Genomic DNA, 21,892 nt, shown 5'->3' with positions numbered 1-21,892 from the left:
TTGCGCCCTGCACCGGGTGATCTCAGGGCAGTAGCGGCGACCAGGCCGGGTCCGACGCCGCCCCCGGGGTCGGCACGCGCCGCAAGTTCCGGCCCGAGATATCCACCGAATAGAGCGATGGCGCCCCCCCCGCGCCGGAGGTTTCCCGCGTGAACATGATCACCCGCCCGTTGGGCGACCAGGTCGGGCTTTCATCGAGGAAAGACGACGTCAGCAGCCGCTCCTCGGAGCCGTCCGTGCGCATCACCCCGATATGGAAGCGGCCCTGGTTCTGCTTGGTGAACGCGATCAGGTCCCCCCGCGGCGACCAGACCGGCGTGCCGTAGCGCCCGGGGCCGAAGCTGATGCGCCGCGCCTCCCCGCCCGTGGCGGACATCACGTAGAGTTGCTGCGACCCGCTTCGGTCGCTCTCGAACACGATCTGACGCCCATCCGGCGAGAAGCTCGGCGCTGTCTCGATGGCCGGGGTGGCCGTCAGCCGGGTTTGCGCCCCGCTGGACAGATCGCGGCGGTAGATATCGCTGTTGCCGCCATTGGTCAGCGAGAACACCACCGACCGCCCATCCGGCGAGAACCGCGGGGCAAAACTCATCTCGCCACCCTGGGCGGAGCCAAGCCCCTGGCTGCGCACGGAATTCACATCGAGCAGCGTGATCTGCGGCCGTCCCGTCGCGTAAGATGTATAAAGCACCCGATCGCCCGTGGGCGAGAAGCGCGGCGCCAGCACGATCGCGCTACTGTCGGTCAGGAACTGCACGTTCGCACCGTCGTAATCCATGATCGCGAGCCGCTTTTGCCGCGCATTCTTGGGGCCGGTTTCCGACACGAAAACCACGCGGCTGTCGAAATACCCGCCCTCCCCGGTGATCCGGCTATAGACCGCGTCGGCGACCTTGTGACCCATGCGCCGCCAGCTCGACTGGCTCGCCACGAATTGGAGCCCCTTGCCCAGGGGCGCATCCGAGAACACGTCGAACAGCCGAAACTTGACCACGAGCCGCCCGTCGCTTGCCACAGACACCGACCCGGTAACCAGCGCCTGGGCATTGATCGCCTTCCAGTCGGCATATTGCACCGGCGAGTCGAAGCTTGTGATCGGGCTGATGAAGGCGTTCTCCGGGATCGCCCGGAACAGCCCCGATCCTTCCAGATCATCGGCCACCACCTGCGCGATGTCGCGGGCGAACTGGCGCGCCGCTGGCGTCTCGGCCAGAAACGGCGGCACCGCGATGGGCAGCGGTTCGATCACCCCTTCCGTGATCTCGATCCGCAGGGGGCCGGGATTACTCTGGGCCTGGGCCGGTCCGGTCAGAAACAGCGCCGCCAAACCGACGCTCAAGGCACTCAAGAAGGCTCGTTTCATCGGATCCGCATCCTTTCGGGGTTAAATGTCATCTCGATATCGCGCCACTGGGCATATTTCTCAACCGGCAGATCGAAACCGGCGCTGCCGCAGCGGATGATTGCCCGGCGTGCCGTCTCGAAGGCCTGGCGCGCCGCCGCGTCCGAGCCGCCTTCAGAGCCGATCATGCGGATGGAATTGATCACGGGGCGACCCGATTGCTCCATCTCCACTGCAACCGTGACCGTGGTGCGCAGCGCATCCGACGACAACGAACCCACGTTCCAGCATTGCTGAACCGCCACGCGCAGACCGTCCCGTTCGGACGCGGTCAGGGGCGGACCGACGGGCACATCCGGGCGGCTCACCGCGCTCGGGGTCTCCACGGCCTCTGCCACGGCAGCCGCGACTGCATCGGCGACCGGGTCCGGCGTGGTCTCGGCGGGCGTTTCCGGCGGCGCTTCGGGTGTGGGTGGGGCCTCCACCGGCACGGGCCGGGGGCGGTCGGGGCGCGCCGGCGGGCGCGGGCTGGCGATCAGGTCCGGGGCCTGGCTTTCGGGATCGGTCTCGGTGGCCTCGGTGATGATGCGTGTGGTCGCGGCCTCGGGGGCCGTGGCCTCTTCCGCAGGCACGGCCTCGGTCCCGGAATTGTCGGGGGTGACGGCCTCCTGCCGTTCTGGCGCGACCTGCGCCTCCGGCTCGGGCTGCGGCACGGGCTCGGGTGCCACGCGCTCTGCCGGGGGCGGCGGCGCGGGCTCCGGCTCGGGGATCGGCACGGGTTCGGGTTCCGGCTGCGGGACGGGTTCCGGCGCTGGCGCAGGTTCGGGGGGTGGAGCGGGTTCGGGGGGTGGAGCGGGTTCGGGCGCTGGCTCCGGCTGCGGGGCGGGGGCGGGCTCGGCAACCTCCGGCGCCCGGGTCATCGCGGCAAACTCCGCCTCACTGAACAACACGACTTCGGCCGCCGAGGGCACCGGCAATTCGGGCGCGGAGTAAAAAAGTCCGCCCAGGGCGAGCCAGGCCAAGAGCGCCAGATGCCCCGCGCCGGAGATATAGGTCCCGGTCTCGATATGCGGCAGGCGCACCATCGCGGGCCTAGCCCTCGCTCCCACCGTCGAAATCGGGGCCGCCGGTTTCGGTCACAAGCCCGATATTGTTGAACCCGGCGGCATTGAGCGCGCCCATGACCTGCATCACCTCGCCATAGGAAATCCCCGTATCCGCGCGCAGGAACAGCCGGTCGCCCTCCCGCTCCGCCGCGATGGCGCGCAGACGCGGGATCAGCGTATCGCGCGGCACTTCCGTGGTCTGGATCAGCACGCGGCCATCGGCGGCCACGGTGACGGTCAGGGGCTCCTCCTCGCTGCCCGGCAGGGCCTGGGCGTTGGTCTCGGGCAGATCGACAGGCACACCCACGGTCAGCAGGGGTGCGGCCACCATGAAGATGATCAGGAGCACCAGCATCACATCCACGAAGGGGGTGACGTTGATCTCGGACATCGCCTTGGCCCCGCCCCGGCCCGACCGACGCCCACGCCGACGCCCGCCGCTGCCGCCCGCCCCACTGGAAACTCTGGCCTTCACGGCTCAGGCGTCCAACTGCCGCGACAGGAGCGTTGCGAACTCGTCGGCAAAGGCCTCGTAGCCACCCACGATCCGGTCCGCATCCGCCGACAGCTTGTTATAGGCCACCACCGCCGGGATCGCCGCCAAGAGCCCCAGCCCCGTCGCCAGCAGCGCCTCGGCGATGCCCGGTGCCACCACGGCGAGGTTGGTGTTCTGCTGGATCGCGATCTGCTCGAAGCTGTGCTTGATACCCCAGACCGTGCCGAACAGGCCGATGAAAGGCGCCGTCGCCCCGGTGGTCGCGAGGAAGTTGAGCCCGTTCTGCAAACGCTCGCTCTGCTTGGCGATGGCCACGTCCATGGACCGGTCTATCCGCTGCTGCGCCCCGGGGATCAGATCCCCGGTGTCGCGGTGCGAGCGGCGCCATTCCGTCATGCCCGAGGCAAAAACCCGCTGCGCCGCGCCCTCGGGCGTTGGTCCGATCTCGTCGAACAGGTCGTCGAGCGGATCGCCCGACCAGAAGGCGGCATCGAACGCCTCGGCCTCGGCCCGCGCCTTGCGGAAGGTGATCCATTTCTGAATGATGATCGACCAGGACCAGAAGGACATCCCGATCAAGAGGATCATCACCAGTTGCACGGTCAGGGTCGCACGCGCGAAAAGCGCGAGAAACGAGAAGTCTATCTCGGGTGTCATGGCCTGCTCAGTCCTGTCTCCAGCCCTTCGGGGGCCGTTTGTTATGCCGACAAGATACGCGCTTTGCCGGGTTTTTGAAAGGCTGCAGAACGGCTCTAGCGCGTTTTCGCCTCTGCCCCGAAGGCCGCGACAACCTCACGTGGCATTCGCGCAGGCCGCCCCGTGCCCGACAGGCAAACGATTGTCACCAAGGCAGAAAACAGCACCTCTTCGCCGCGCAGCACCCCCTGGTCGAGCACGATGCGCGCCCCGGTGACCTGACGGGGCGCGGTGGTCACGCACAGGTGATCGTCAAAGACTGCCGGACGCAGGTAGTCCGCCTCCACCCGGCGCACGGCAAAGACCACACCCGATGTGTCGCGCAGGGCGGTCTGGTCGATGCCGAGGGCGCGCAGATACTCGCTGCGCCCACGCTCGATGAACTTCAGGTAGTTGGCATAATAGACGATGCCCGCAAGGTCGGTATCCTCGTAATAGACCCGCAGATCGAAGCGATGGACGCTCATTGCGTCGCCCCGATCCGCGCCGCGACCCGCAAGACATGGGCCGGATCCGTCGCCGCCACGGGCAGCACCGGATCATAGGCGGCCCGGATGACCTGCGCGATCTCGGGCTTGAGCAACGTGGCGCCGCCCTGCGTCGCCGCAAGGGGCGAGGTTTCGGTGAAGGCCCTGTCGGACCACAGCAGGATCGTCTGCACCGCCTGGCTGAGCGCCAGTGTCTCCGCCGGGACCGCCGAAAGATGCGCATCCATGCGCAGGAATACGAAAGCCGCCTTGATCCCGCCCTCCGTATCGAAGCGAAAAAACCGGTACTGATTGGCCTCCGCCGCCTCCAGCCGCGCGACCAGCGGCCCCAGCTCGGGCACCAGCCGGTCCATGTTCGGCACCTCCGGCAACTCCGCCCAATCGCGAAAGAAAAACACCATCAGGTTGGCGCCCAGTTCCGGATCGGTCTCGGCGATCTCGATCCCGGCCAGCCGGGCCACCGCCTCGAACGCGCCCTTGACCACCGACAGCGTCGCGTCGTCAACCCCGAACACGACCGGCGCCTGAGGCCGCCCCCAGCGCGCACAAAGGTAGCTTCCATCCCCGCGGGTAAACAACGCCTCGATCTCGTCTGCCTGCACGCCCTGCCCTTCACCTTTGCAGAAATACTCCCCCCGGAGGCATAAAGTCTTTCGGCCTGGACCTCAAATCTCCGTCGGCGGCCCTTCCGCGGGGGGACCTTCGAACAGATCGCTCTGCGGTGCGCCGCCAGGTGCCCGGGGCGGCTCCAGTCCCAGATGCGCCCAGGCCTTGCGCGCCAGCATCCGGCCCCGCGGCGTGCGCTGCAGGAACCCCTGCTGCAACAGGTAGGGCTCGATCACCTCCTCGACCGCGTCGCGCGCCTCCGACAGCGCCGCCGAGATCGTCTCGATCCCCACCGGGCCGCCGCCGTAATTGTCCGCCAGCAGGCTCAGGTAGCGCCGGTCCCCCCCATCGAGCCCCGCGCGGTCCACGCCCAGCCGCGTCAGCGCGCCATCGGCCACCGCACGGGTGATCGTGCCATCGCCTTCGACCAGGGCAAAATCCACCACCCGCCGCAACAGCCGCCCGGCAATGCGCGGCGTGCCCCGGGCGCGGCGGGCAATCTCGGCGATCCCCGACGGCTCGGCCGGCACATCGAGCATCCGCGCCCCCCGCGCCACGATCTGCTCCAACTCCTCGGCCGAATAGAACTGCAACCGCACCGGAATGCCGAACCGGTCCCTGAGGGGCGTGGTCAGCAGCCCCAGCCGCGTGGTCGCCCCCACCAAGGTGAAAGGCTGCAATTCGATCCGCACCGTCCGCGCCGCAGGTCCCTCGCCGATCACCAGATCGAGCTCGAAATCCTCCAGCGCGGGATAAAGCACCTCCTCCACCACCGGATTCAGCCGGTGGATCTCGTCGATGAAGAGAACGTCGCGCGCCTCCAGGTTGGTCAGCAACGCCGCCAGATCCCCCGCCTTGGCCAGCACCGGACCAGAGGTCATGCGGAAATTGACGCCGAGTTCGCGCGCCATGATCTGCGCCAGGGTGGTCTTGCCCAGACCCGGCGGGCCGTGAAACAGCACATGATCCATGGCCTCGCCCCGGCGGCGGGCGCTCTCGACGAAAACCCGCAGGTTGGCGCGCGCCTCCGCCTGCCCGATGAACGCGTCGAGGGATTGCGGCCGCAAGGCCCGGTCGGCCCCGTCGCGCTCGTCCGGCAAGGGCTCGGGGCGCAAGGTCGGATCGCTCTGCATCGCTTATCCTTTCGGCGCCAACAGGCGCAGGGCCGCGCGGATGATATCGGTCTCGCCCACGGCCCCCTCGCCCGCGGCGGTGGCCACGGCACTGGCCGCCTCGCCCTGCCCATAGCCCAGATTGACCAGCGCCGAGAGCGCCCCGGCCTGGTCGCTGGCGGCGGACGGCACCGCCGGGCGCGCCGCCGAGGGGGGCTCGATGCCCTCCGAGGCGGCCATGCCGTCCTCGATGACACCGTCCAACGCGGCCTCCAGCGTCCCGCCCATGGCCATCACCTCCGGCCCCTTGTCCTTCAACTCGTTGACCACCCGCTGCGCGATCTTCGGACCCACACCTTGGGCCTTGCGCAACGCGCCCCAATCACCCAGCGCGATCGCCCGCCCGACCCCGTCCACCCCCAGGGTCGACAGGATCGACATGGAGGCCTTGGCCCCCACCCCCTGCACAGATGTCAAAAGCCGGTGCCATTCCTTCTCCAGCAGCGTGGGAAATCCGTAAAGTTGTAACAGATCCTCGCGCACCAGAAGTTCGGTAAAGAGCGCCACGGGCCCGCCCGGCGCGGGCATCCCCGCCAGGGTGCGTTCGGAGCATTGCACAACATAGCCCACGCCGCGCACATCCAGCACGATGTGATCCCGCCCGCGATAGACCAGGACCCCCGACAGCCGCCCGATCATGACACGCTCCGCAATCCATCGGGCGCGGCTACCGTCCGGTTGACGGCAACCAGCTTGCCCCGGGACTGCAGGTGGTGGGCGTGGCAGATCGCGATCGCCAGGGCATCCGCCGCATCCGCCCCAGTCAGAACGACCCCGGGCAGTTGCAGCTTGACCATGTGCTGCACCTGCTCCTTGGCGGCATGGCCGACACCGACCACGGATTTCTTCACATGGTTGGGGGCATATTCCGCCACTTCCAGCCCGGCCGCCGCAGGCACCAGCAGGGCGATGCCCCGGGCCTGCCCGAGCTTCAGGGTGCCCGTGGCGTCCTTGTTGACAAAGGTATGTTCCACCGCCGCCGCATCCGGCGCATGGCCCACCACGACCTCGGTCAACTGGCGATAGAGGCTGAGAAGGCGCTGCGCGAGCTCACTGCCCTCCGAGCGGATCTGACCGTTGGCCACATGCCGCAGCCTGCTCCCCTGGACCGAGATCACGCCCCAGCCGAGGTTTCGCAGGCCCGGATCGATGCCCAGAACACGCATGCCCATCTCTTTTTCTGCTCGTTTTGAAACAACTAGCACGAAACGCGAACATCTGCCAACACCCTTGCCGCCCGGGACAATCACCAGATTGCAGCCGCACACCGCCCCTCTGCGTCGGAAGCGGGCGAAAAACGACATTCGGAAGGTCGTTTTTCTGGTTTTCTTTGAGGGCCCTGAACCCTCTTGCAAGGCATGACAAAACTGCATGGCGAACATGCAGTTTCCGACCGTTGCAAAGCCCTATCCTCCGCCTTAACTGCCGCCCAGAACGCAACCCACCCCGGCCACACGCCGCTTACAAGGTATCGCCAAATGGCAGTCTTCGACACTTCCCGCCCGCACGTCCTGTTCCCCCGCGCCGAGGGCTTCTTTTCGAGCCTGTTCGGCTCCGTGATTGCCTGGAACGATGCCCGGGTCATCCGGAACGAGCTCAACCGCCTGTCGGACCGGGAGCTTGACGATATCGGTCTCGCGCGCGGCGACATCGAGGAAGTCGCCCGCCAACGCTGAACCACCCGATCCGAAAACAAAAAGGCGCGCCCGCACTGGCGCGCCTTTTGCGTTAGGCGCTTGCATCCCGCCCGGGCTAGAGCGGCAAGTGACGCGACAGTTTCAGGGACAGCGGATCCGGTGCCAGCGCAGCGGCCAGCAGGCTCTCCACCATGTTCGTCTGATCGAAATAGAGCAAATGCGTCCGGTAGGTGCCTTCCGACAGATAGGCGATGGCGAAGGCCTTCAGCACCACGCAAATCGCCAGAACCCCCAGAATGCGCCCCAGCGGGAGCCATGTTCGGCGGCTCCGCTCCTGGCGCGCGCAGCAGACGATGCCATGGCGCTGCTTTGCGTCCCGTGTAGACGACAGCCGCGCCACCCGATCCCCGAAAAGCGCCAGATTGTCCTGATCAGACATCGCAAAACTCTCCAAATTTGAACACAATTTGAAGATAACGCGCGGCCCTCGCGGCGACGACAGATTATGGCATTTTCAGGGTCAGAGTGGTCCATTCTCCGATCTCGTCCCGCGCAACCACGGACAATCCTGCGTCTGCGTAGGCATTGATCACTTCACTGGCCTGTTCGTTCAGAAGCCCTGAAAGAATCACGTGCCCTTGCGGCGCGAGTGCGGCCGTGATCGCCGGAGCGAGATCGATCAGCGGCCCCTTGAGGATATTGGCGAAGATCACGCCGAAGGGCCCTGCCCCCGCGATCTCGGGGTGATCGAGCCCGGTCGCCTCCACGCAGATCACCTGGCCCGCCATGCCGTTGGCGGCCAGGTTGGCCTCGGCCACATCCACCGCCACCGGGTCGATGTCGCTGGCCACCACCGTGGTGTCGAAAACCCGTGCTGCCGCCATGGCCAGCACCGCCGTCCCGCACCCCACATCGAGCACCGGACCCTGCGCCTGTCCAGCGCTCAGGAGCGCATCGAAGGCACGCAGACAGCCCTGGGTCGTGCCGTGATGCCCGGTCCCGAACGCCATCGCCGCCTCGATCAGCAGGGGCACCGCATCCGGAGGCACCTTGTCGGCGTCATGACTACCATAAAGGAAAAACCGCCCCGCCGTGACGGGCGCCAGCTCGCGCTTGACCTTGGCCACCCAGTCGGTCTCCGGCAGTTCCGACACGCTGAAGGGTCTGGCATCGAAGGCCGCGGCCAGCAGCGCGAGCGCGGTCTCATCCGGCGCCTCGATGAAATATGCCCCGACCTCCCATAGCCCGGAGCCGTCCTCGATCTCGAACACACCAACCCCCGTGGGCACGGGCGTCAGGGTTTCCAGCGCCGCGCCGAGCTCTTCGGCGGGCGCCTTTCCCGGCAAGGTCGTGTAGGCGGTATAGGTCGGCATAAGCGGGCTCCGTTCCGGCCACCTTGGAACGCGGCGGCGACACGCGCCGCTCGTATTTCACGGGCGCCCCCGCAGGGCAAGGGCGCCGCACGTGTCAGCCCGCCTTGGCGATCCCGGTGCCGATCGGGCAACTCACGCCGGTCCCGCCGATCCCGCAATAGCCGTTTGGGTTCTTCGCCAGGTATTGCTGGTGATAATCCTCGGCGAAGTAGAAGGACGGCGCGGGAACGATCTCTGTGGTGATCGCCCCGAAGCCCGCGTTGCGCAACTGGTCGGCATAGGCCGCGCGACTGTCCCGAGCCGCCTGGGCCTGGGCCTCAGTGGTGGTGTAGATGCCCGAGCGGTACTGGGTGCCCACATCATTGCCCTGGCGCATCCCTTGCGTGGGATCGTGACCTTCCCAGAACACCTGCAACAGGGTCTCGTAGGAGATGACCTTGGGGTCATAGACCACGCGCACCACCTCGTTATGGCCGGTCTGGCCAGTGCAGACCTCCTGGTAGGTGGGGTTCTGAGTGAAGCCGCCCGCATAGCCCACCATGGTCAGCCATACGCCATCGAGCTTCCAGAACATCCGCTCCACGCCCCAGAAACAGCCCATGCCGAACATCGCGACCTCCATGCCCTCGGGCACGCTGAGGGTCAGCGGGCGGCCCGAAAGGAAATGGGTGTCTGCGGTCGGAATGGCCGCCGCACGTCCCGGCAGGGCGTCTTCGGCGCGGACCATCTCGGCTTTCTTGCGGCTCATGAAAAACATCGCGGTGGCTCCTGTCTTGGGTTCCCCTGATATAGGCATGCAGGGCGCGCGTTGCTACTCCGCCGGGGTGGCGAGGCGGGACTGGAAGATCGTCTCGTGCCCCGGGCCCGGATGGCGCGGGATCAGCAACGACAGGCACAAAGAGGTCGCAGCCATGGCAGCGGCCAGCCAGAAAACGCCCGCCGGCGACACGACCCACATGTAGCCCAGCGAGGCCGGCAGGAACACCGCCGCGATATGGTTGATCGTGAAGGCCACCGCGGCCGTGGGCGCGATGTCCGCGGGGTCCGCGATCTTCTGGAAATAGGTTTTCAGCGCGAAAGCCAGTGCGAAGAACAGGTGATCCAGGACATAGAGCGCCGCGGCCACCATCATCCCCCAGCCCAGCCAATAGATGCCGCCATAGGCCAAGAAGACACAGATCAGACCGGTATATTCAAAGGCGAGCGCGTTCCGCTCCCCGAACCGCGCGACGGCTTTGCCCATGAGCGGCGCACAGAGCATGTTGGCTAGGAAGTTGATCAGGAACAGGGCCGTGACCTGATGCACCTCGAAGCCGAAATGCTCAACCATCATGAAGGCGGCGAAAACCACGAAAATCTGCCGCCGCGCCCCGGACATGAATTGCAGCGCGTAGTAAAGCCAGTAACGCCGCCGCAGTACCATGCGCTTGTTCTGCGGATTGGGGCTCTCGAATTGCGGATAGGCGAACATGCAAAACAGCGCGATCGCCGCCGTGATCCCGCCCGATGTCAGGTAGACGAAGCTGTAGCTCAGATCGAAGGCCTTCCAGCTGACGACCAGCGTGCCATAGCTCAGGAGCGACGCCGCCGAGCCCGCCGCCACGATCCAGCCCAGGGTCTGCGGGGCGCGGTCCTTGGCGATCCATTGCAGTTGCAGGGACTGATTGACCGTCTCATAATAGTGAAACCCGATGGAACTGAGCAGCGTCAGCGCCAGAATGCCGTAATAGGTCGGGAAAAACCCGGTCATGGCACTGGCCAGCCCCAAAAGGCAGAGCGAGGCGAGGCCCAGAACCTGTTCGCGGATGATCATGATCAGGGCGATGACACCCACGGCGAGGAAGCCCGGGATCTCCCGCACCGTATGCAGCCAGCCGATCTCCACACCGGTGAAGGCCGCCCGCTCGATCACGAAATTGTTGAGAAGCGCGCTCCAGGTGGCAAACGCGATGGGCATCGCAAAGGCCATCAGGAACAGCAGCGTCACCGGTTGCCGCCAACGGGGCAGTTCGGCGGCTTCGGCAAGGGGCACGAGTCGCATGATTGCGATTTACGCCCGAAGACCGGGCATGGCGAGAAAAAACTGATCTGGGTCAAAGCCCGCGGGGCCCGTCCGTGACACACATATTCCAAATTTCGAATGGGAGAGGGCCATGGACATCCTGCCTCTGGTGGACGGAATCGGCGAGGCACCGACCGCCGCGCTCTTTGGCCTGATCACAGGGATGGTGCTGGGATTTGCCGCCCAGCGGTCGTCCTTCTGCCTGCGCGCGGCCTGCGTGGAGTTTGCCCGCGGGCAGTTCGGGCGGCGCATGGCGGTGTGGCTGTTGTGCTTTTCGACCGCGCTCGTCTGGGTGCAGGGGGCGACCCTTCTGGGCCTAATGCGGGTGGAGGATGCGCGCATGATGGCGGTGACCGGGTCCTGGTCCGGCGCGATCTTCGGGGGGCTGATGTTCGGGGTGGGCATGGTGCTCGCGCGGGGATGTTCCGGGCGGCTTCTGGTGCTCGCGGCGACGGGCAACCTGCGCTCGGTGGTCTCGGGCCTGATTTTCGCCGTGGTCGCGATCATGGCCCTGCAAGGCGTACTGGCGCCCCTGCGCGACTGGCTCGCCGCGCTCTGGATGACCGAGGGTGGGCGCAACGTGAACCTGTTGAACGCGCTGGGGCTGCCGCGCGGAAGTGGGCTCGTGCTCGGACTCGTCCTCGCCGTTCTGGCGCTGGAGATCGCGCGCCGCAACCGGATCGGCACGCGGGTGCTGGTGATGGCTTCTGGCGTGGGGTTTGCGGTGGCGCTTGGCTGGGTTCTGACCTTTGCCCTCAGCGCGGTCGCCTTCGACCCCGTACAGATCGAAAGCGTCACCTTTACGGGGCCTTCCGCGAACACCTTGATGTTCTTTCTCATCCCGAACCCGGTCCTGGAATTTGATATCGGCCTGGTGCCCGGCGTGTTTCTCGGCGCCTTTCTCGGTGCCTGGATCGGCGGCGATCTGAAACTACAGGGGTTCGAAGGCGCAGGCTCCATGACCCGCTCGATAACGGGTGCGGCGCTGATGGGCTTCGGCGGGATGCTGGCCGGGGGCTGCGCGATTGGCGCCGGCGTCACGGGCGGGTCGATCTTCGTGGGGACCGCCTGGCTGGCGCTGACCTGCATGTGGATCGGAGCGGTACTGACCGACCTGCTGGTCGATCAGCGTGGCATCCGCGGCGTGCCCGCGGAGTAACCCTCGCCCGAGAACGTGGGCGCAAGTCACTTTGAGCACCGCCTTTTGCACCGAGCCTGCGATCCGGGCGCGGCCGCGCCGGTTGTCTACGCCCCGTGACGCCCCAAGTGACAGGGGGCATGGGGACGACAGAAGGGCAAGCGACATGTTTCGGAGACTGCAACAGGGCCTTGTCATGGCCTTGGCCCTGGCCTGGTCGGGACTGGCCGCGCCCGCGTCGGCGTCCCCACGCATCCAGGTGATCGGCGACTCGGTGATGACCTGGAATGGCGCTCTGGCGATCCCGGCCCATGTGGCGCAAATCCTGGGCGAGCCTGTCGACAACAACGCCCGCGCGGGCGCACGCCTGCGGCGCAGCACCCTCTTTGTCCGCGCGGTGGAGAACCAGTACCAAAACGGTGACTGGGACTGGGTCATCATGAACGGTGGCGCGAACGACCTGAACCGGGATTGCGGCTGTAACCGCTGCGAGGCGGAGGTGGACGCCATGGTCTCCGCCGACGGTACACGCGGGACCTGGCCGGACCTGGTGCGCGGCGTGCTGGCCGAGGGCGCGCGCCGGGTGCTGATCGTGGGCTATTACGGCCCCACCGGGCTTGGCGGGCGCACGGATCGCTGCGCCGACGAGTTGCGGGTGGTGGATGCGCGCCTGGCACGGTTTGCTGCAGAGCGCGAGGATGTGTTCTTCGTCGATGCCGATCCCGTGATGGGCCCGCAAACCCCGGAGTTTTTCGCCCGCGACAACATTCACCCCAACGCCCGCGGCGCGGCGGCGATTGGCGCGCTGATCGCGGCGGAAATCTCCCGCCTCGACCCCGAACGCTAGGCATGAAAAACGCGGGGCCCGCCAAGGCCCCGCGCGTGCAACGTATGCCCAAGGCTCAGAAGAAGCCGAGCTTGTTGGGATTGTAGCTGACCAGCATGTTCTTGGTCTGCTGGTAATGGTCGAGCATCATCTTGTGGTTCTCACGCCCGATGCCGGACTGCTTGTACCCGCCAAAGGCCGCGTGGGCCGGATAGGCGTGGTAGTTGTTGACCCAGACGCGCCCCGCCTGGACACCGCGCCCGAAGCGGTAGCAGGTGTTCTGATCCCGCGACCACACCCCGGCGCCGAGGCCGTACATGGTGTCATTGGCCAGCTCCAGCGCTTCCTCTTCGGTCTTGAAGGTCGTCACGGACACGACCGGGCCGAAGATCTCTTCCTGGAAGACACGCATCTTGTTGTGCCCCTTCAGGATGGTCGGCTCGATATAGAAGCCATCCTTCAGATCGTCGGACACGTCAGCGACCTTGCCGCCGGTGAGCACTTCGGCCCCCTCTTCGACACCGATCTGGAAGTAGGACAGGATCTTGTCCTTCTGCTCTTTCGACGCCTGGGCCCCGACCATGGTTTCCATCTTGCGCGGGTCGCCCTGCACGATGGCCTTCACCCGGGCGATGGCGCGCGCGATGAACTCTTCATAGATGTCCTCGTGGATCAGCGCCCGGCTCGGGCAGGTGCAGACCTCGCCCTGGTTGAACGCGAACAGAACGAAGCCTTCGACCGCCTTGTCGAGGAAGGCGTCATCCTCGGCCATCACGTCCTTGAAGAAGATGTTCGGCGACTTGCCACCCAGCTCCAGCGTAACCGGGATCAGGTTGACCGTGGCGGCCTCCATGATTTTGCGGCCCGTGGCGGTGGACCCGGTAAAGGCGATCTTCGCAATCCGGTCGGAGGTCGCCAGCGCCGCGCCCACTTCACCGCCATAGCCATTGACGATGTTCAGAACACCCGCCGGCAGCAGGTCGGAAATCAGTTCCACCAGAACCATGATCGCGGCGGGGGTCTGCTCGGCCGGCTTCAGCACGATGCAGTTGCCGGCGGCAATCGCGGGCGCCAGTTTCCAGGCCGCCATCAGGATCGAGAAGTTCCAGGGGATGATCTGGCCCACGACGCCGAGCGGCTCGTGGAAGTGATAAGCCACTGTATCGTTGTCGATCTCGGACATGGAGCCTTCCTGGCCCCGCAGCACACCCGCGAAATAGCGGAAGTGATCCACGGCGAGGGGGATGTCGGCCAGGGTCGTCTCACGGATCGGCTTGCCGTTGTCCCAGGTTTCCGCTTTGGCGATGATGTCGAGGTTTTCCTCAATCCGGTCGGCGATCTTCAGAACGATATTGGCGCGCTCGGTGACCGAGGTCTTGCCCCAGGCATCCTTGGCCGCGTGGGCCGCGTCCAGCGCCAGCTCCACATCCGCCGCCGAAGAGCGCGCGATCTGACCCACGACTTCGCCGGTGATCGGTGTGACATTGTCGAAATAGCGTCCCTCGACCGGGGGCACGAACTTGCCGCCGATGAAGTTGTCGTAGCGGTCCTTGAACGGCGAGACGAGGGTGTCGTCGACCTGTGTCATCTCATTCATGATGAATTCCTCCTGGGCTTGTGGGCCAGTGCGACCCGAATAACGCCTACAGTGTAGAGCGTTGTGAAATCGGCTGTCTTGGGGGCGCATACCGGTGATGCACCGCACCTGTCTCAGTTCTGAGACAGGTTGCGACAGGTTTCGTCGAGACCGACCCGCTTCATGCGCCGATAGAGGGTCGCGCGCCCGACCCCGAGGTCGCGGGCCGCCGCGCTGACATTGCCGCCGGCCCGCAGCAGGGCGCGTTTGACGGCGGCATATTCGGCCCGGTCGAAGCCGCGATGGGGCTCGGGACGGCCCAACACATCGGCGGCGGGCATGGGCGCGAACGGGGTGTCTCGCGCCACGCCCATGGACCGGCGCGCGGCATGTGTCGCGCCAGTGATCACATCGTCCTGGTCGATCGCCAGCAGCCCCACCGGGCCCGTGCCGTCGGTCTCGGCCACCACGATCCGCGCCCGGGGATGAGCCTGCCGGAACAGCGCCGCCTCGATATTGCGCGCAGCCTGGGCCACGGTTTCAGCCATCAGCGCATTCAGCCCCGGCGTGTGGTCCTCCCGGGCCGAGGACACGTCCACCGCGCCCACCAACTCGCCCCTGGCCCCGAAAACCGGCGCGCCGATGCAGGTCATGGCGATGTTGCGGGCCGAGAAATGATCGGTTCGGTCGATGGTCACGGCGCGGCCCTCGCTCAGGCAGGTGCCGATCCCGTTCGTGCCTTCGGAGGCCTCGCTCCAATCGGCGCCGGGGCTCAGGTTGCAACTCTCGAACCCGTCCGCATCGCCGGTGCCGGACCGCCCGTCGAGGATGCACCCCTCCCGGTCCGCCAGGAACACCGCGCAGCCCGACATCCGCAGCACCTTGAACAGGTGATCCAGCGCCGAGCCCGCCGCATGGATCAGCGCGTCGTTCTCATCCTTGCGCAGGTTGAAATCCCGACCCGACAGCCGCTCGGGACGCCTGCGATAGCCCGGATGCAGCTGGTAGGTCTTGAAGGACCGACACCAGGATGCGGCCAGCCGCGACTGCGCCGCCGCAGAGGGCATCGCCACCGTGGCCACCACGTTCTCGACATGCTGCGCAAAACCATGTGTCATCTGCATCCCCCAGTTCCTTCGACCCGGTTACCACCGACCTGGATGCGGCCGCTCCGGCCCCGAACCGGCCTGTCCAAGACCGCGGGTCAGGTGCTGTCCGCGGTTTCCAGACCCGCATGCACCCCCGTTGCCGGAGCGATAAAGGGAATCCCGAGTTTGGCCAATTGCGCTTTGGTCGCGAATTGATCCGCCGGCCCGGCGGAGACCGGCACCCGCCCGAGCGGGCGCACATCGGGTCCGAACCGGGTCGCGTCCCCGCCCAGCAGGGCCGCAAGTTCAGGCTTCAGCCCGTCACCAAAGCGGTCCGCGGTCGTGTGCATCGCGAGGAGCCAGTGGAAGTCATGTGCCATCTGCGTTTCCTTGTTTGAGCAAGAGCGCCGGGTGGGCTGCGCAGGAAACGTGGCTCGACAAGGCCGAGAACAGCACATCGCGTTACGGCTTGCAATTATTTCTTGATAAAAACTGTCGGAAATGGTGTCGCAGAACTTGAGCTTCTCGGCTCAATGTCTTGTTTTTTATGACAATCTCGCACCCCACCCAGTCCGCGCCAAAGCGCGTGACGACCAAGACGGCGGCAGGAGGCAACGGGACAAATTCCCTGTCCCCGACAAGCACGACAAGACTGCATCCCAAAAACCGGCCCGGACAGCACCGGACCGCATCCGGGTAGCCGCGCTAGTCGGGCGTGCGCCGGGATGAGGCGTAGCGCTCTGACGCCGCATAATAGGCATCGAACCCGATCCGGGTGCGCAGCTCTGAGAAGTCCATCAGGTCCGGCCGGCGGTCGTCGCGCATGCCGCGCAGCGTGCGCACCATCGCCTGCATCGCCGCCGCCATCAGCGACAGGGGATAGGCCGCAATCGCGTAGCCGATATCGTGCAGCGCCGCATTGGGCAGGTCCGGCGTGGCGCCGCCTTCGACGATATTGGCCATTTTCGGCCCCGGTAGTTCGGCGCAGACCGTGCGCATTTCCGCCTCGGTCCTGGGCGCCTCCACGAAGAGGATATCCGCCCCCAGCTCGGCAAAACGCGCCGCACGGTCGATGGCCTCGGCCAGCCCGTGCTCGTGCCGCGCATCGGTGCGCGCCAGGATCAGGATATCGCCGCCCGCGGCCCGGGTCTCTTCCCGGGCGTCCACAGCGGCCCGGATCCGGTCGAACGCCTCGTCGCGCCCCACCACCGCCTTGCCCGGCGTGTGGCCGCAGCGTTTCGGCGCAAGCTGATCCTCGATCATCACCGAGGCACAGCCCGCCTTCGCGAACCCCGTCACGGTCCGGCGCACATTCATCGCATTGCCATAGCCGGTGTCGCCATCGCCGATCAGGGGAATGTCCACCGCCTCGGTGATGTTGCGGGCCTGGTCCACCACCTCGCCATAGCTCATCAGGCCGAGATCCGGCGCACCGATCCGGCTGGCCGAGGCCGCGAACCCTGACATGAAGGTCAGATCATAGCCTTCCTGCGCGATCAGTTTGGCCGACAGCGCGTCGAAACAGCACGGCATCACGTGGCAGCGGTCCTGCGCCAGCAGGTTCCGCAGGGTTCGGGCAGCACTCATCGCATCACCATTGGAAAGGAATATACAGCGCCAGTTGCGGGAAGGCATAGAGCACCCCCACCGTCACCAGCATCAGAATGAGGAAGGGCCAGACCCCGCGCGCCACATTGGACAGGGTCGTGCGCGCCACCGATTGTATCACATAGAGGTTCAATCCCACCGGCGGCGTGATCAAGGCACATTCCACCATGATCACCATGTAGATGCCGAACCAGATCGGATCGAAGCCCAGCCCCATCGCCGCCGGCAACAGCACCGGCGTCATGATCAGGATCATCGACAACGCCTCGAAGACCAGCCCCATCAGCAAGAGCACCAGCGACACCACCACGATGAACATGATCGGCCCGTCGATCACCTGGGTCAGGAAAGCCGAGATATCCTGCGGGATACGGTAGAGCGCGATCGCCTTGCCGAACACCTTTGCCCCCGCGACGATCAGCAGGATCGCGGCGGTGGTGATCGCACTTTCGCGCACCGCCTCCCAGAAGGTCGCCCAGGTCAGGGTCCGCAGCCACAGAGTGACGATGGCCAGCGCCGCGGCCGAGCCGATGGCCGCAGCCTCCGTCGGCGTGAAGGCCCCGGAGTAAAGCCCGACAATAACCAGTGCGGCCAGCGCCACCGAGGGCAGCGCCCGTTTCGAGGCGCTCATCCGTTCCGCCATGGTCGCCTTGGGCACGGGCGTATAGGTCCCCGACAGCCGCGCATGCAGCATGGCAAACAGCACGAAGAGTGTGACCAGCAACAGCCCCGGCCCGATCCCGGCCAGGAACAAGGCGATCACCGATTGCTCGGTCACGAAGCCGTAAACGATCATCGGGATCGAGGGCGGGATCAGAATGCCCAGCGTCCCCCCGGCAGCCAGCAGGCCATAGACGAATTTCTTCTCGTATCCGCGGTTGATCATCTCGGGGATCGCCACGGTGCCGATGGTCGCCGCCGTCGCCACCGACGAGCCCGAGATCGCCGCAAACAGCGCACAGCTCAGGATCGTCGCCACCGCCAGCCCGCCGGGCCAATGCCCGACCCAGGCCTGGACGGCCGCAAACAGATCGCGCCCCACCCCGCCCTTCAGCAGCAGGTTGGACATCAGAAGGAACAGGGGCACCGCCAACAGGATGAACCCGTCCAGCGTGGACAGGATGGATTGCGGCGCCATCAGGGGCGAGAACCCCCCGAGGATCAGCATCGCCAACCCCATGCCCCCCAGCGCGAAGGCCACCGGCACGCCCAGCAGCAACAGCACGAAGAGCGCGACAAGGATCAGGATGATGGTCATTCGTGGGTCGCCCCCAGGCTCGTGGTGTCCGAGCCCTTGAGCCGGATCAGCTCGACCCCCGCCTGGAGGGTCAGCAGCCCGAAGCCCAGCGGCACCGACAACTCGGAAATCCACACCGGCAGGTTCAAGAGCGATCCCGTGGTCCGGCCCCGCTCGAAGCTGGTGTAGAAGATGTCAAAGCCGTAGACGGTCACAATAACCGAAAAGACGATCACCACCACCAGCGCGATGCCCGCGCAGACCTTCTGCGCGCCGGGCGGCAACAGCCCCGTGACCGCGTTGACGGTGATATGCCGCCGCAAGGTGAGCAGATGCGCCATGGCCAGAAGGCAGCCCCAGATCAGGCAGAGCTGGCTCAGCTCCGCCGCCCAGATCGTGGGCCGGATGAAGAAATACCGCGCCACCACCTCGTAGGTGAGCATCACGCCGGTCAACGCCATCAGCACCGCACCGCAGATGCAGGCGTACCGGGACAGGGAAGTTATCAAGGACATGAAAGGCCTTTCCGGACGGCCGCGCAGGACCGCCCGGTTGATTGCGCAAAGACGCGTTTCGTCAGGAGCCGGAGTTCACGCCGAGCGCGTCGAGGATCTGTCGCCCCGCCTCACCCGTCGCCGCGAGATAGCTGTCATAGACCGGCTGGGACACGGCCTGCCACTTGGCAAGCTCCTCGTCGGTCAACTCGACGATGGTCATGCCGTTCTCTCCCGCGGCAGCGTAGGCTTCGGCTTCGATCGCGGCCATACGGTCACGCACATCATCCTGTGCCACCTGTGCGGCCGCGTTGATGTGGCCCTGGGTCTCGGCATCCAGTCCGTTCCACCAGTCGCTGTTGACCACCACCACGAACTCGATATTGGCGTGGTTGGTCTTGGTGATGGTGTCCATCACCTCCCACAGCTTGCGGGATTTCACGCCCGATACACCGGTCATGCCCACATCGACCGTGCCGCGCTGATAGGCCAGGTATTGCTCGGAACCCGAGATCAGCGTCGGCGCGCCGCCCGCGGCGGTCACGAAATCGCCCAGCGTCTTGCCGAAGACCCGCGCCTTCTTGCCCTGCATGTCCTCGGGGGTGCGGATCGGCTCATCCTGGCTGAGCAGGATTGCGCCGCCATAGGCCTGCCAATAGAGAACCTCGCCGCCGGTCTTGGCGATCTCCGTCTCCAGGATCTCGCGCACGGGCGATCCTTCGGCCACCGCCGCGCGCACCTTCTCTTCGGTGTTGAACAGGAAGGGCATGTAGAACACGTCCACCACCGGCGCGTCGCCCACATACTGCGTCAGCGATGCCACCCCGGCCTCGATCGCGCCGGAGCCGACGGCCGCGGGCACTTCCTTGTCGCGGTAAAGGGTTGCGCTGTCATAGATTTCCACGTCGATGGCACCGCCCGTGCGCTCTTCGACCTCCTTCTCGAAAAGCTGCAGGTTCTCGCCCAGATGGCTGGTCAGCGGCAGTTGCAGCGAAATCCGCATCTTCTCGGTGGCAAGGGCCGCGCTGCCGATGACGGACGCGCAGGCCGCAAGTATCAGAGTGTCTCTGATCATGGTCTTCCTCCCAGTGGTCTTTTTTTGACTGACGCGACTTTACGGTGCTGCGACGAATTGGCAAGCGCTCCCGTGCGGCGCGCTCAAACCCAGAGCGCGGCAAAGCACAGGCCAAGCCCGCCTGCGCAAAACGCGACACGCAAGGGCCATGGCTCGCGCCCGATCAGCCCTCGCGACACCCCGCCCAGCCCCGCGCCGACCACCAGCAGGGCCAGCAAGGCCGCGGCAGGCTCGGTCGACAGCCGGATCAGCGCGTCATTGGCGATCATCGCCAGCGGGATCACGTAAAGCCCGACGCCCAGCGCCATGGCCGTGAGCGCCACGCGCAGCCAGTTCTCCTGCACCATGCCGGAGGCGATGAAGACCGCGCCGCAAACGGGCGGCGTGATGGTCGACAGCAGCGCGAACCAGAAGACGAAGAGATGGGCCTGCAACGGCTCCAACCCCAGCTCGATCAGCGCCGGACCGGCCACCGAGACGCAGATCACGTAAGCCGCGGTCGTCGGCACCTCCATCCCCAGCAACAGACACGCGAGCGCGGTCAGCAGCAGCGCAGGCCAGAGCGCACCGCCCGACCCCGACAGGATCACCGAGGTGATCTTCACCCCCAGCCCGGTAATCCCCAGCACCCCGATGATGATCGAGGCGCAGATGATGATCGCCGCGATCATCGACACCTGCTTGCCCGCGTTAAGCAAGGCTTCGGCCAGCCGCGCGAAACCCTGCCCCGGGTTCGGCCGCAGGGAGACGTCGACAAAAAGCAGCGCAAGCCCGGTGAAGATCGCCAGCGCGGCGGCGTATTGCGGCGTGTAGCCCAGGGCGAACATCACGATCAGCAGGGTGGAGAACGGCACCAGGAAAAAGCCGGAGGTGATCAGAACCTGCCTGCGCGCGGGCCGATCCTCCACGGGGATGGGCCTGAGGTCATAGCGCGACGCGAAGGCGTTCAGCCCCTGCCAGACCGTCGCGAAATAAAGGATCGCAGGCAGCAGGGCCGCCAGCATGATCTCGGAATAGGGGACGCCGGTCAGCTCCACCATCACGAAGGCGCCCGCCCCCATGAGCGGGGGCATGATCTGCCCGCCCGAGGACGCCACCGCCTCGGTCGCCGCCGCCAGCCGCCGCGGATAGCCGAGCTTGGTCATCGCCGGCAGGGTGATCGCCCCGGTGGAGGCGACATTGGCCGAGGCCGAGCCCGAGATCGACCCGAAGAGCGCCGAGGACAGGACCGACACCTTGGCCGCCCCGCCCCGGAGCCGCCCCGCGGCGGCCGCGGCCACGTTCATGAACCCCTGCCCCGCCTCGCCCGCATTCAGCACCGCGCCGAAAATCACGAATACCGCCACCACGCCCACGGACACCCCCGTCAGGCTGCCCCAGAGGCCGCCCTCAGCCACCACCAGCGTGCCGAGAAAACTGCGCAGGGGCGTGCCCGCATGGCCGAACTCGCCGGGGATATGCTGCCCGTAAAGCCCGTAGAGAAGCGCCAGGAGCGCCACCAGTGGCAGGGGCCAGCCGATCGCCCGACGCGCTCCCTCCATCGCGATCAGCAACATTGTAAGGGCCAGCACGACCTGGAACCCGCTTTCGAGAAAGCCGTACTGGTTGCGCAACATCTGGTGGTTGAGCGCGATCCAGAGGCACCCGGCAATGCCGAGGCCCGTGAGAACAGCCCCCGAGATCCGCGCCACCGGGGTGGCGGCGGCGAACAGAAACACCCAAGGCAGGATCAGCGCCATGTGCAAGGGCCGCGCCACCAGGTTGGGAACCAGCCCGTAGAAGATCAGCCCCAGATGAAACGCCACCGTCAGCGCCCCCAGGGCGATCCACACCTGCCTGCGCGGGACCGCCCGGTCCTCGACCGCCTCCACC

24 protein-coding genes are annotated in these 21,892 nt (G+C 66.3%); 3 read left to right on the top strand and 21 right to left on the bottom strand.

Annotated elements, in window-relative coordinates; translation table 11 throughout:
• Nucleotides 1-22 precede the first annotated feature (22 nt).
• The 9 genes from tolB to ruvC all read right to left on the bottom strand — a co-directional run bounded on the left by tolB (nucleotide 23) and on the right by ruvC (nucleotide 7,072).
• Nucleotides 23-1,363 carry a Tol-Pal system beta propeller repeat protein TolB gene (gene tolB / locus PVW48_RS04315; protein ID WP_274580444.1) on the bottom strand — a complete coding sequence of 447 codons (1,341 nt, stop codon included), beginning with the start codon at nucleotides 1,361-1,363 and terminating at the stop codon, nucleotides 23-25.
• Entirely contained in the window at nucleotides 1,360-2,409 is a 1,050-nt protein-coding gene (locus PVW48_RS04310; RefSeq protein ID WP_274580653.1) for an energy transducer TonB, read from the bottom strand. Before PVW48_RS04310 ends, tolB begins: the two co-directional genes overlap by 4 nt.
• Nucleotides 2,410-2,434: 25 nt before the next feature.
• Nucleotides 2,435-2,839 carry a protein TolR gene (tolR, locus tag PVW48_RS04305; RefSeq protein WP_274580652.1) on the bottom strand — a complete coding sequence of 135 codons (405 nt, stop codon included), beginning with the start codon at nucleotides 2,837-2,839 and terminating at the stop codon, nucleotides 2,435-2,437.
• A gap of 87 nt (nucleotides 2,840-2,926) precedes the next feature.
• Complete coding sequence (gene tolQ, locus PVW48_RS04300; protein WP_274580443.1) at nucleotides 2,927-3,601, bottom strand: protein TolQ; 675 nt, start codon at nucleotides 3,599-3,601, stop codon at nucleotides 2,927-2,929.
• Nucleotides 3,602-3,696: 95 nt separating this feature from the next.
• On the bottom strand, nucleotides 3,697-4,107 hold the full coding sequence (gene ybgC, locus PVW48_RS04295; protein WP_012177780.1) for a tol-pal system-associated acyl-CoA thioesterase: 411 nt from the start codon (nucleotides 4,105-4,107) through the stop codon (nucleotides 3,697-3,699).
• Nucleotides 4,104-4,730: a hypothetical protein gene (locus PVW48_RS04290; protein ID WP_012177779.1), complete on the bottom strand. Its 627-nt coding sequence runs from the start codon at nucleotides 4,728-4,730 to the stop codon at nucleotides 4,104-4,106. The genes ybgC and PVW48_RS04290 overlap by 4 nt, the downstream gene beginning before the upstream one ends.
• Nucleotides 4,731-4,793: 63 nt before the next feature.
• Nucleotides 4,794-5,867 carry a Holliday junction branch migration DNA helicase RuvB gene (gene ruvB, locus PVW48_RS04285; protein ID WP_012177778.1) on the bottom strand — a complete coding sequence of 358 codons (1,074 nt, stop codon included), beginning with the start codon at nucleotides 5,865-5,867 and terminating at the stop codon, nucleotides 4,794-4,796.
• Nucleotides 5,868-5,870: 3 nt separating this feature from the next.
• A complete protein-coding gene (gene ruvA, locus PVW48_RS04280; RefSeq protein WP_012177777.1) occupies nucleotides 5,871-6,545 on the bottom strand; it encodes a Holliday junction branch migration protein RuvA in 675 nt (224 codons plus the stop codon).
• Nucleotides 6,542-7,072 (bottom strand): crossover junction endodeoxyribonuclease RuvC, encoded by a 531-nt coding sequence (ruvC, locus tag PVW48_RS04275; RefSeq protein WP_274580442.1) that lies wholly within the window; start codon nucleotides 7,070-7,072, stop codon nucleotides 6,542-6,544. The genes ruvA and ruvC overlap by 4 nt, the downstream gene beginning before the upstream one ends.
• Before the next feature lie 312 nt (nucleotides 7,073-7,384).
• On the opposite strand from ruvC, the gene PVW48_RS04270 reads away from it, so the two are divergent.
• Nucleotides 7,385-7,582, top strand: a complete 198-nt coding sequence (locus PVW48_RS04270; RefSeq protein WP_274580441.1) for a DUF1127 domain-containing protein — start codon at nucleotides 7,385-7,387, stop codon at nucleotides 7,580-7,582.
• A 76-nt stretch (nucleotides 7,583-7,658) separates the two neighbouring features.
• On the opposite strand, the gene PVW48_RS04265 is transcribed toward PVW48_RS04270, so the two are convergent.
• The 4 genes from PVW48_RS04265 to PVW48_RS04250 all read right to left on the bottom strand — a co-directional run bounded on the left by PVW48_RS04265 (nucleotide 7,659) and on the right by PVW48_RS04250 (nucleotide 10,957).
• On the bottom strand, nucleotides 7,659-7,982 hold the full coding sequence (locus PVW48_RS04265; RefSeq protein ID WP_012177774.1) for a hypothetical protein: 324 nt from the start codon (nucleotides 7,980-7,982) through the stop codon (nucleotides 7,659-7,661).
• A gap of 64 nt (nucleotides 7,983-8,046) precedes the next feature.
• Nucleotides 8,047-8,916 (bottom strand): 50S ribosomal protein L11 methyltransferase, encoded by an 870-nt coding sequence (locus PVW48_RS04260; RefSeq protein WP_274580440.1) that lies wholly within the window; start codon nucleotides 8,914-8,916, stop codon nucleotides 8,047-8,049.
• Nucleotides 8,917-9,010: 94 nt separating this feature from the next.
• Entirely contained in the window at nucleotides 9,011-9,673 is a 663-nt protein-coding gene (gene msrA, locus PVW48_RS04255) for a peptide-methionine (S)-S-oxide reductase MsrA (protein ID WP_274580439.1), read from the bottom strand.
• A gap of 54 nt (nucleotides 9,674-9,727) precedes the next feature.
• Nucleotides 9,728-10,957, bottom strand: a complete 1,230-nt coding sequence (locus tag PVW48_RS04250) for an MFS transporter (RefSeq protein ID WP_274580438.1) — start codon at nucleotides 10,955-10,957, stop codon at nucleotides 9,728-9,730.
• A gap of 112 nt (nucleotides 10,958-11,069) precedes the next feature.
• On the opposite strand from PVW48_RS04250, the gene PVW48_RS04245 reads away from it, so the two are divergent.
• Complete coding sequence (locus PVW48_RS04245; protein WP_274580437.1) at nucleotides 11,070-12,137, top strand: YeeE/YedE family protein; 1,068 nt, start codon at nucleotides 11,070-11,072, stop codon at nucleotides 12,135-12,137.
• Between the two features lie 145 nt (nucleotides 12,138-12,282).
• Nucleotides 12,283-12,963 (top strand): SGNH/GDSL hydrolase family protein, encoded by a 681-nt coding sequence (locus PVW48_RS04240; RefSeq protein ID WP_274580436.1) that lies wholly within the window; start codon nucleotides 12,283-12,285, stop codon nucleotides 12,961-12,963.
• A 55-nt stretch (nucleotides 12,964-13,018) separates the two neighbouring features.
• Here PVW48_RS04240 and adh read toward each other — a convergent pair whose 3' ends face one another.
• From adh to PVW48_RS04200, 8 genes are all read right to left on the bottom strand, one after another.
• Complete coding sequence (gene adh / locus PVW48_RS04235; RefSeq protein ID WP_012177768.1) at nucleotides 13,019-14,539, bottom strand: aldehyde dehydrogenase; 1,521 nt, start codon at nucleotides 14,537-14,539, stop codon at nucleotides 13,019-13,021.
• A gap of 113 nt (nucleotides 14,540-14,652) precedes the next feature.
• On the bottom strand, nucleotides 14,653-15,642 hold the full coding sequence (locus tag PVW48_RS04230; RefSeq protein ID WP_274580435.1) for a GAF domain-containing protein: 990 nt from the start codon (nucleotides 15,640-15,642) through the stop codon (nucleotides 14,653-14,655).
• 80 nt (nucleotides 15,643-15,722) lie between these two features.
• Nucleotides 15,723-15,986, bottom strand: a complete 264-nt coding sequence (locus PVW48_RS04225) for a hypothetical protein (RefSeq protein ID WP_274580434.1) — start codon at nucleotides 15,984-15,986, stop codon at nucleotides 15,723-15,725.
• Between the two features lie 325 nt (nucleotides 15,987-16,311).
• Nucleotides 16,312-17,193 carry an isocitrate lyase/PEP mutase family protein gene (locus tag PVW48_RS04220; protein ID WP_274580433.1) on the bottom strand — a complete coding sequence of 294 codons (882 nt, stop codon included), beginning with the start codon at nucleotides 17,191-17,193 and terminating at the stop codon, nucleotides 16,312-16,314.
• 4 nt (nucleotides 17,194-17,197) lie between these two features.
• Nucleotides 17,198-18,472: a TRAP transporter large permease gene (locus PVW48_RS04215; protein WP_274580432.1), complete on the bottom strand. Its 1,275-nt coding sequence runs from the start codon at nucleotides 18,470-18,472 to the stop codon at nucleotides 17,198-17,200.
• Nucleotides 18,469-18,966, bottom strand: a complete 498-nt coding sequence (locus tag PVW48_RS04210; RefSeq protein ID WP_274580431.1) for a TRAP transporter small permease — start codon at nucleotides 18,964-18,966, stop codon at nucleotides 18,469-18,471. The genes PVW48_RS04215 and PVW48_RS04210 overlap by 4 nt, the downstream gene beginning before the upstream one ends.
• A 61-nt stretch (nucleotides 18,967-19,027) precedes the next feature.
• The gene (locus PVW48_RS04205) at nucleotides 19,028-20,020 is read right to left on the bottom strand and encodes a TRAP transporter substrate-binding protein (RefSeq protein WP_274580430.1); all 993 of its coding nucleotides are present in this window, start codon (nucleotides 20,018-20,020) and stop codon (nucleotides 19,028-19,030) included.
• Nucleotides 20,021-20,103: 83 nt separating this feature from the next.
• A complete protein-coding gene (locus PVW48_RS04200; protein WP_274580429.1) occupies nucleotides 20,104-21,891 on the bottom strand; it encodes a TRAP transporter permease in 1,788 nt (595 codons plus the stop codon).
• Nucleotide 21,892 lies beyond the last annotated feature (1 nt).

It is taken from the genome of Dinoroseobacter sp. PD6 (genome assembly GCF_028807315.1).
Taxonomy (GTDB): domain Bacteria; phylum Pseudomonadota; class Alphaproteobacteria; order Rhodobacterales; family Rhodobacteraceae; genus Dinoroseobacter; species Dinoroseobacter shibae.
Note: the sequence above shows the minus strand (reverse complement) of the source record. Positions and strands in the feature narration are given on the sequence as shown.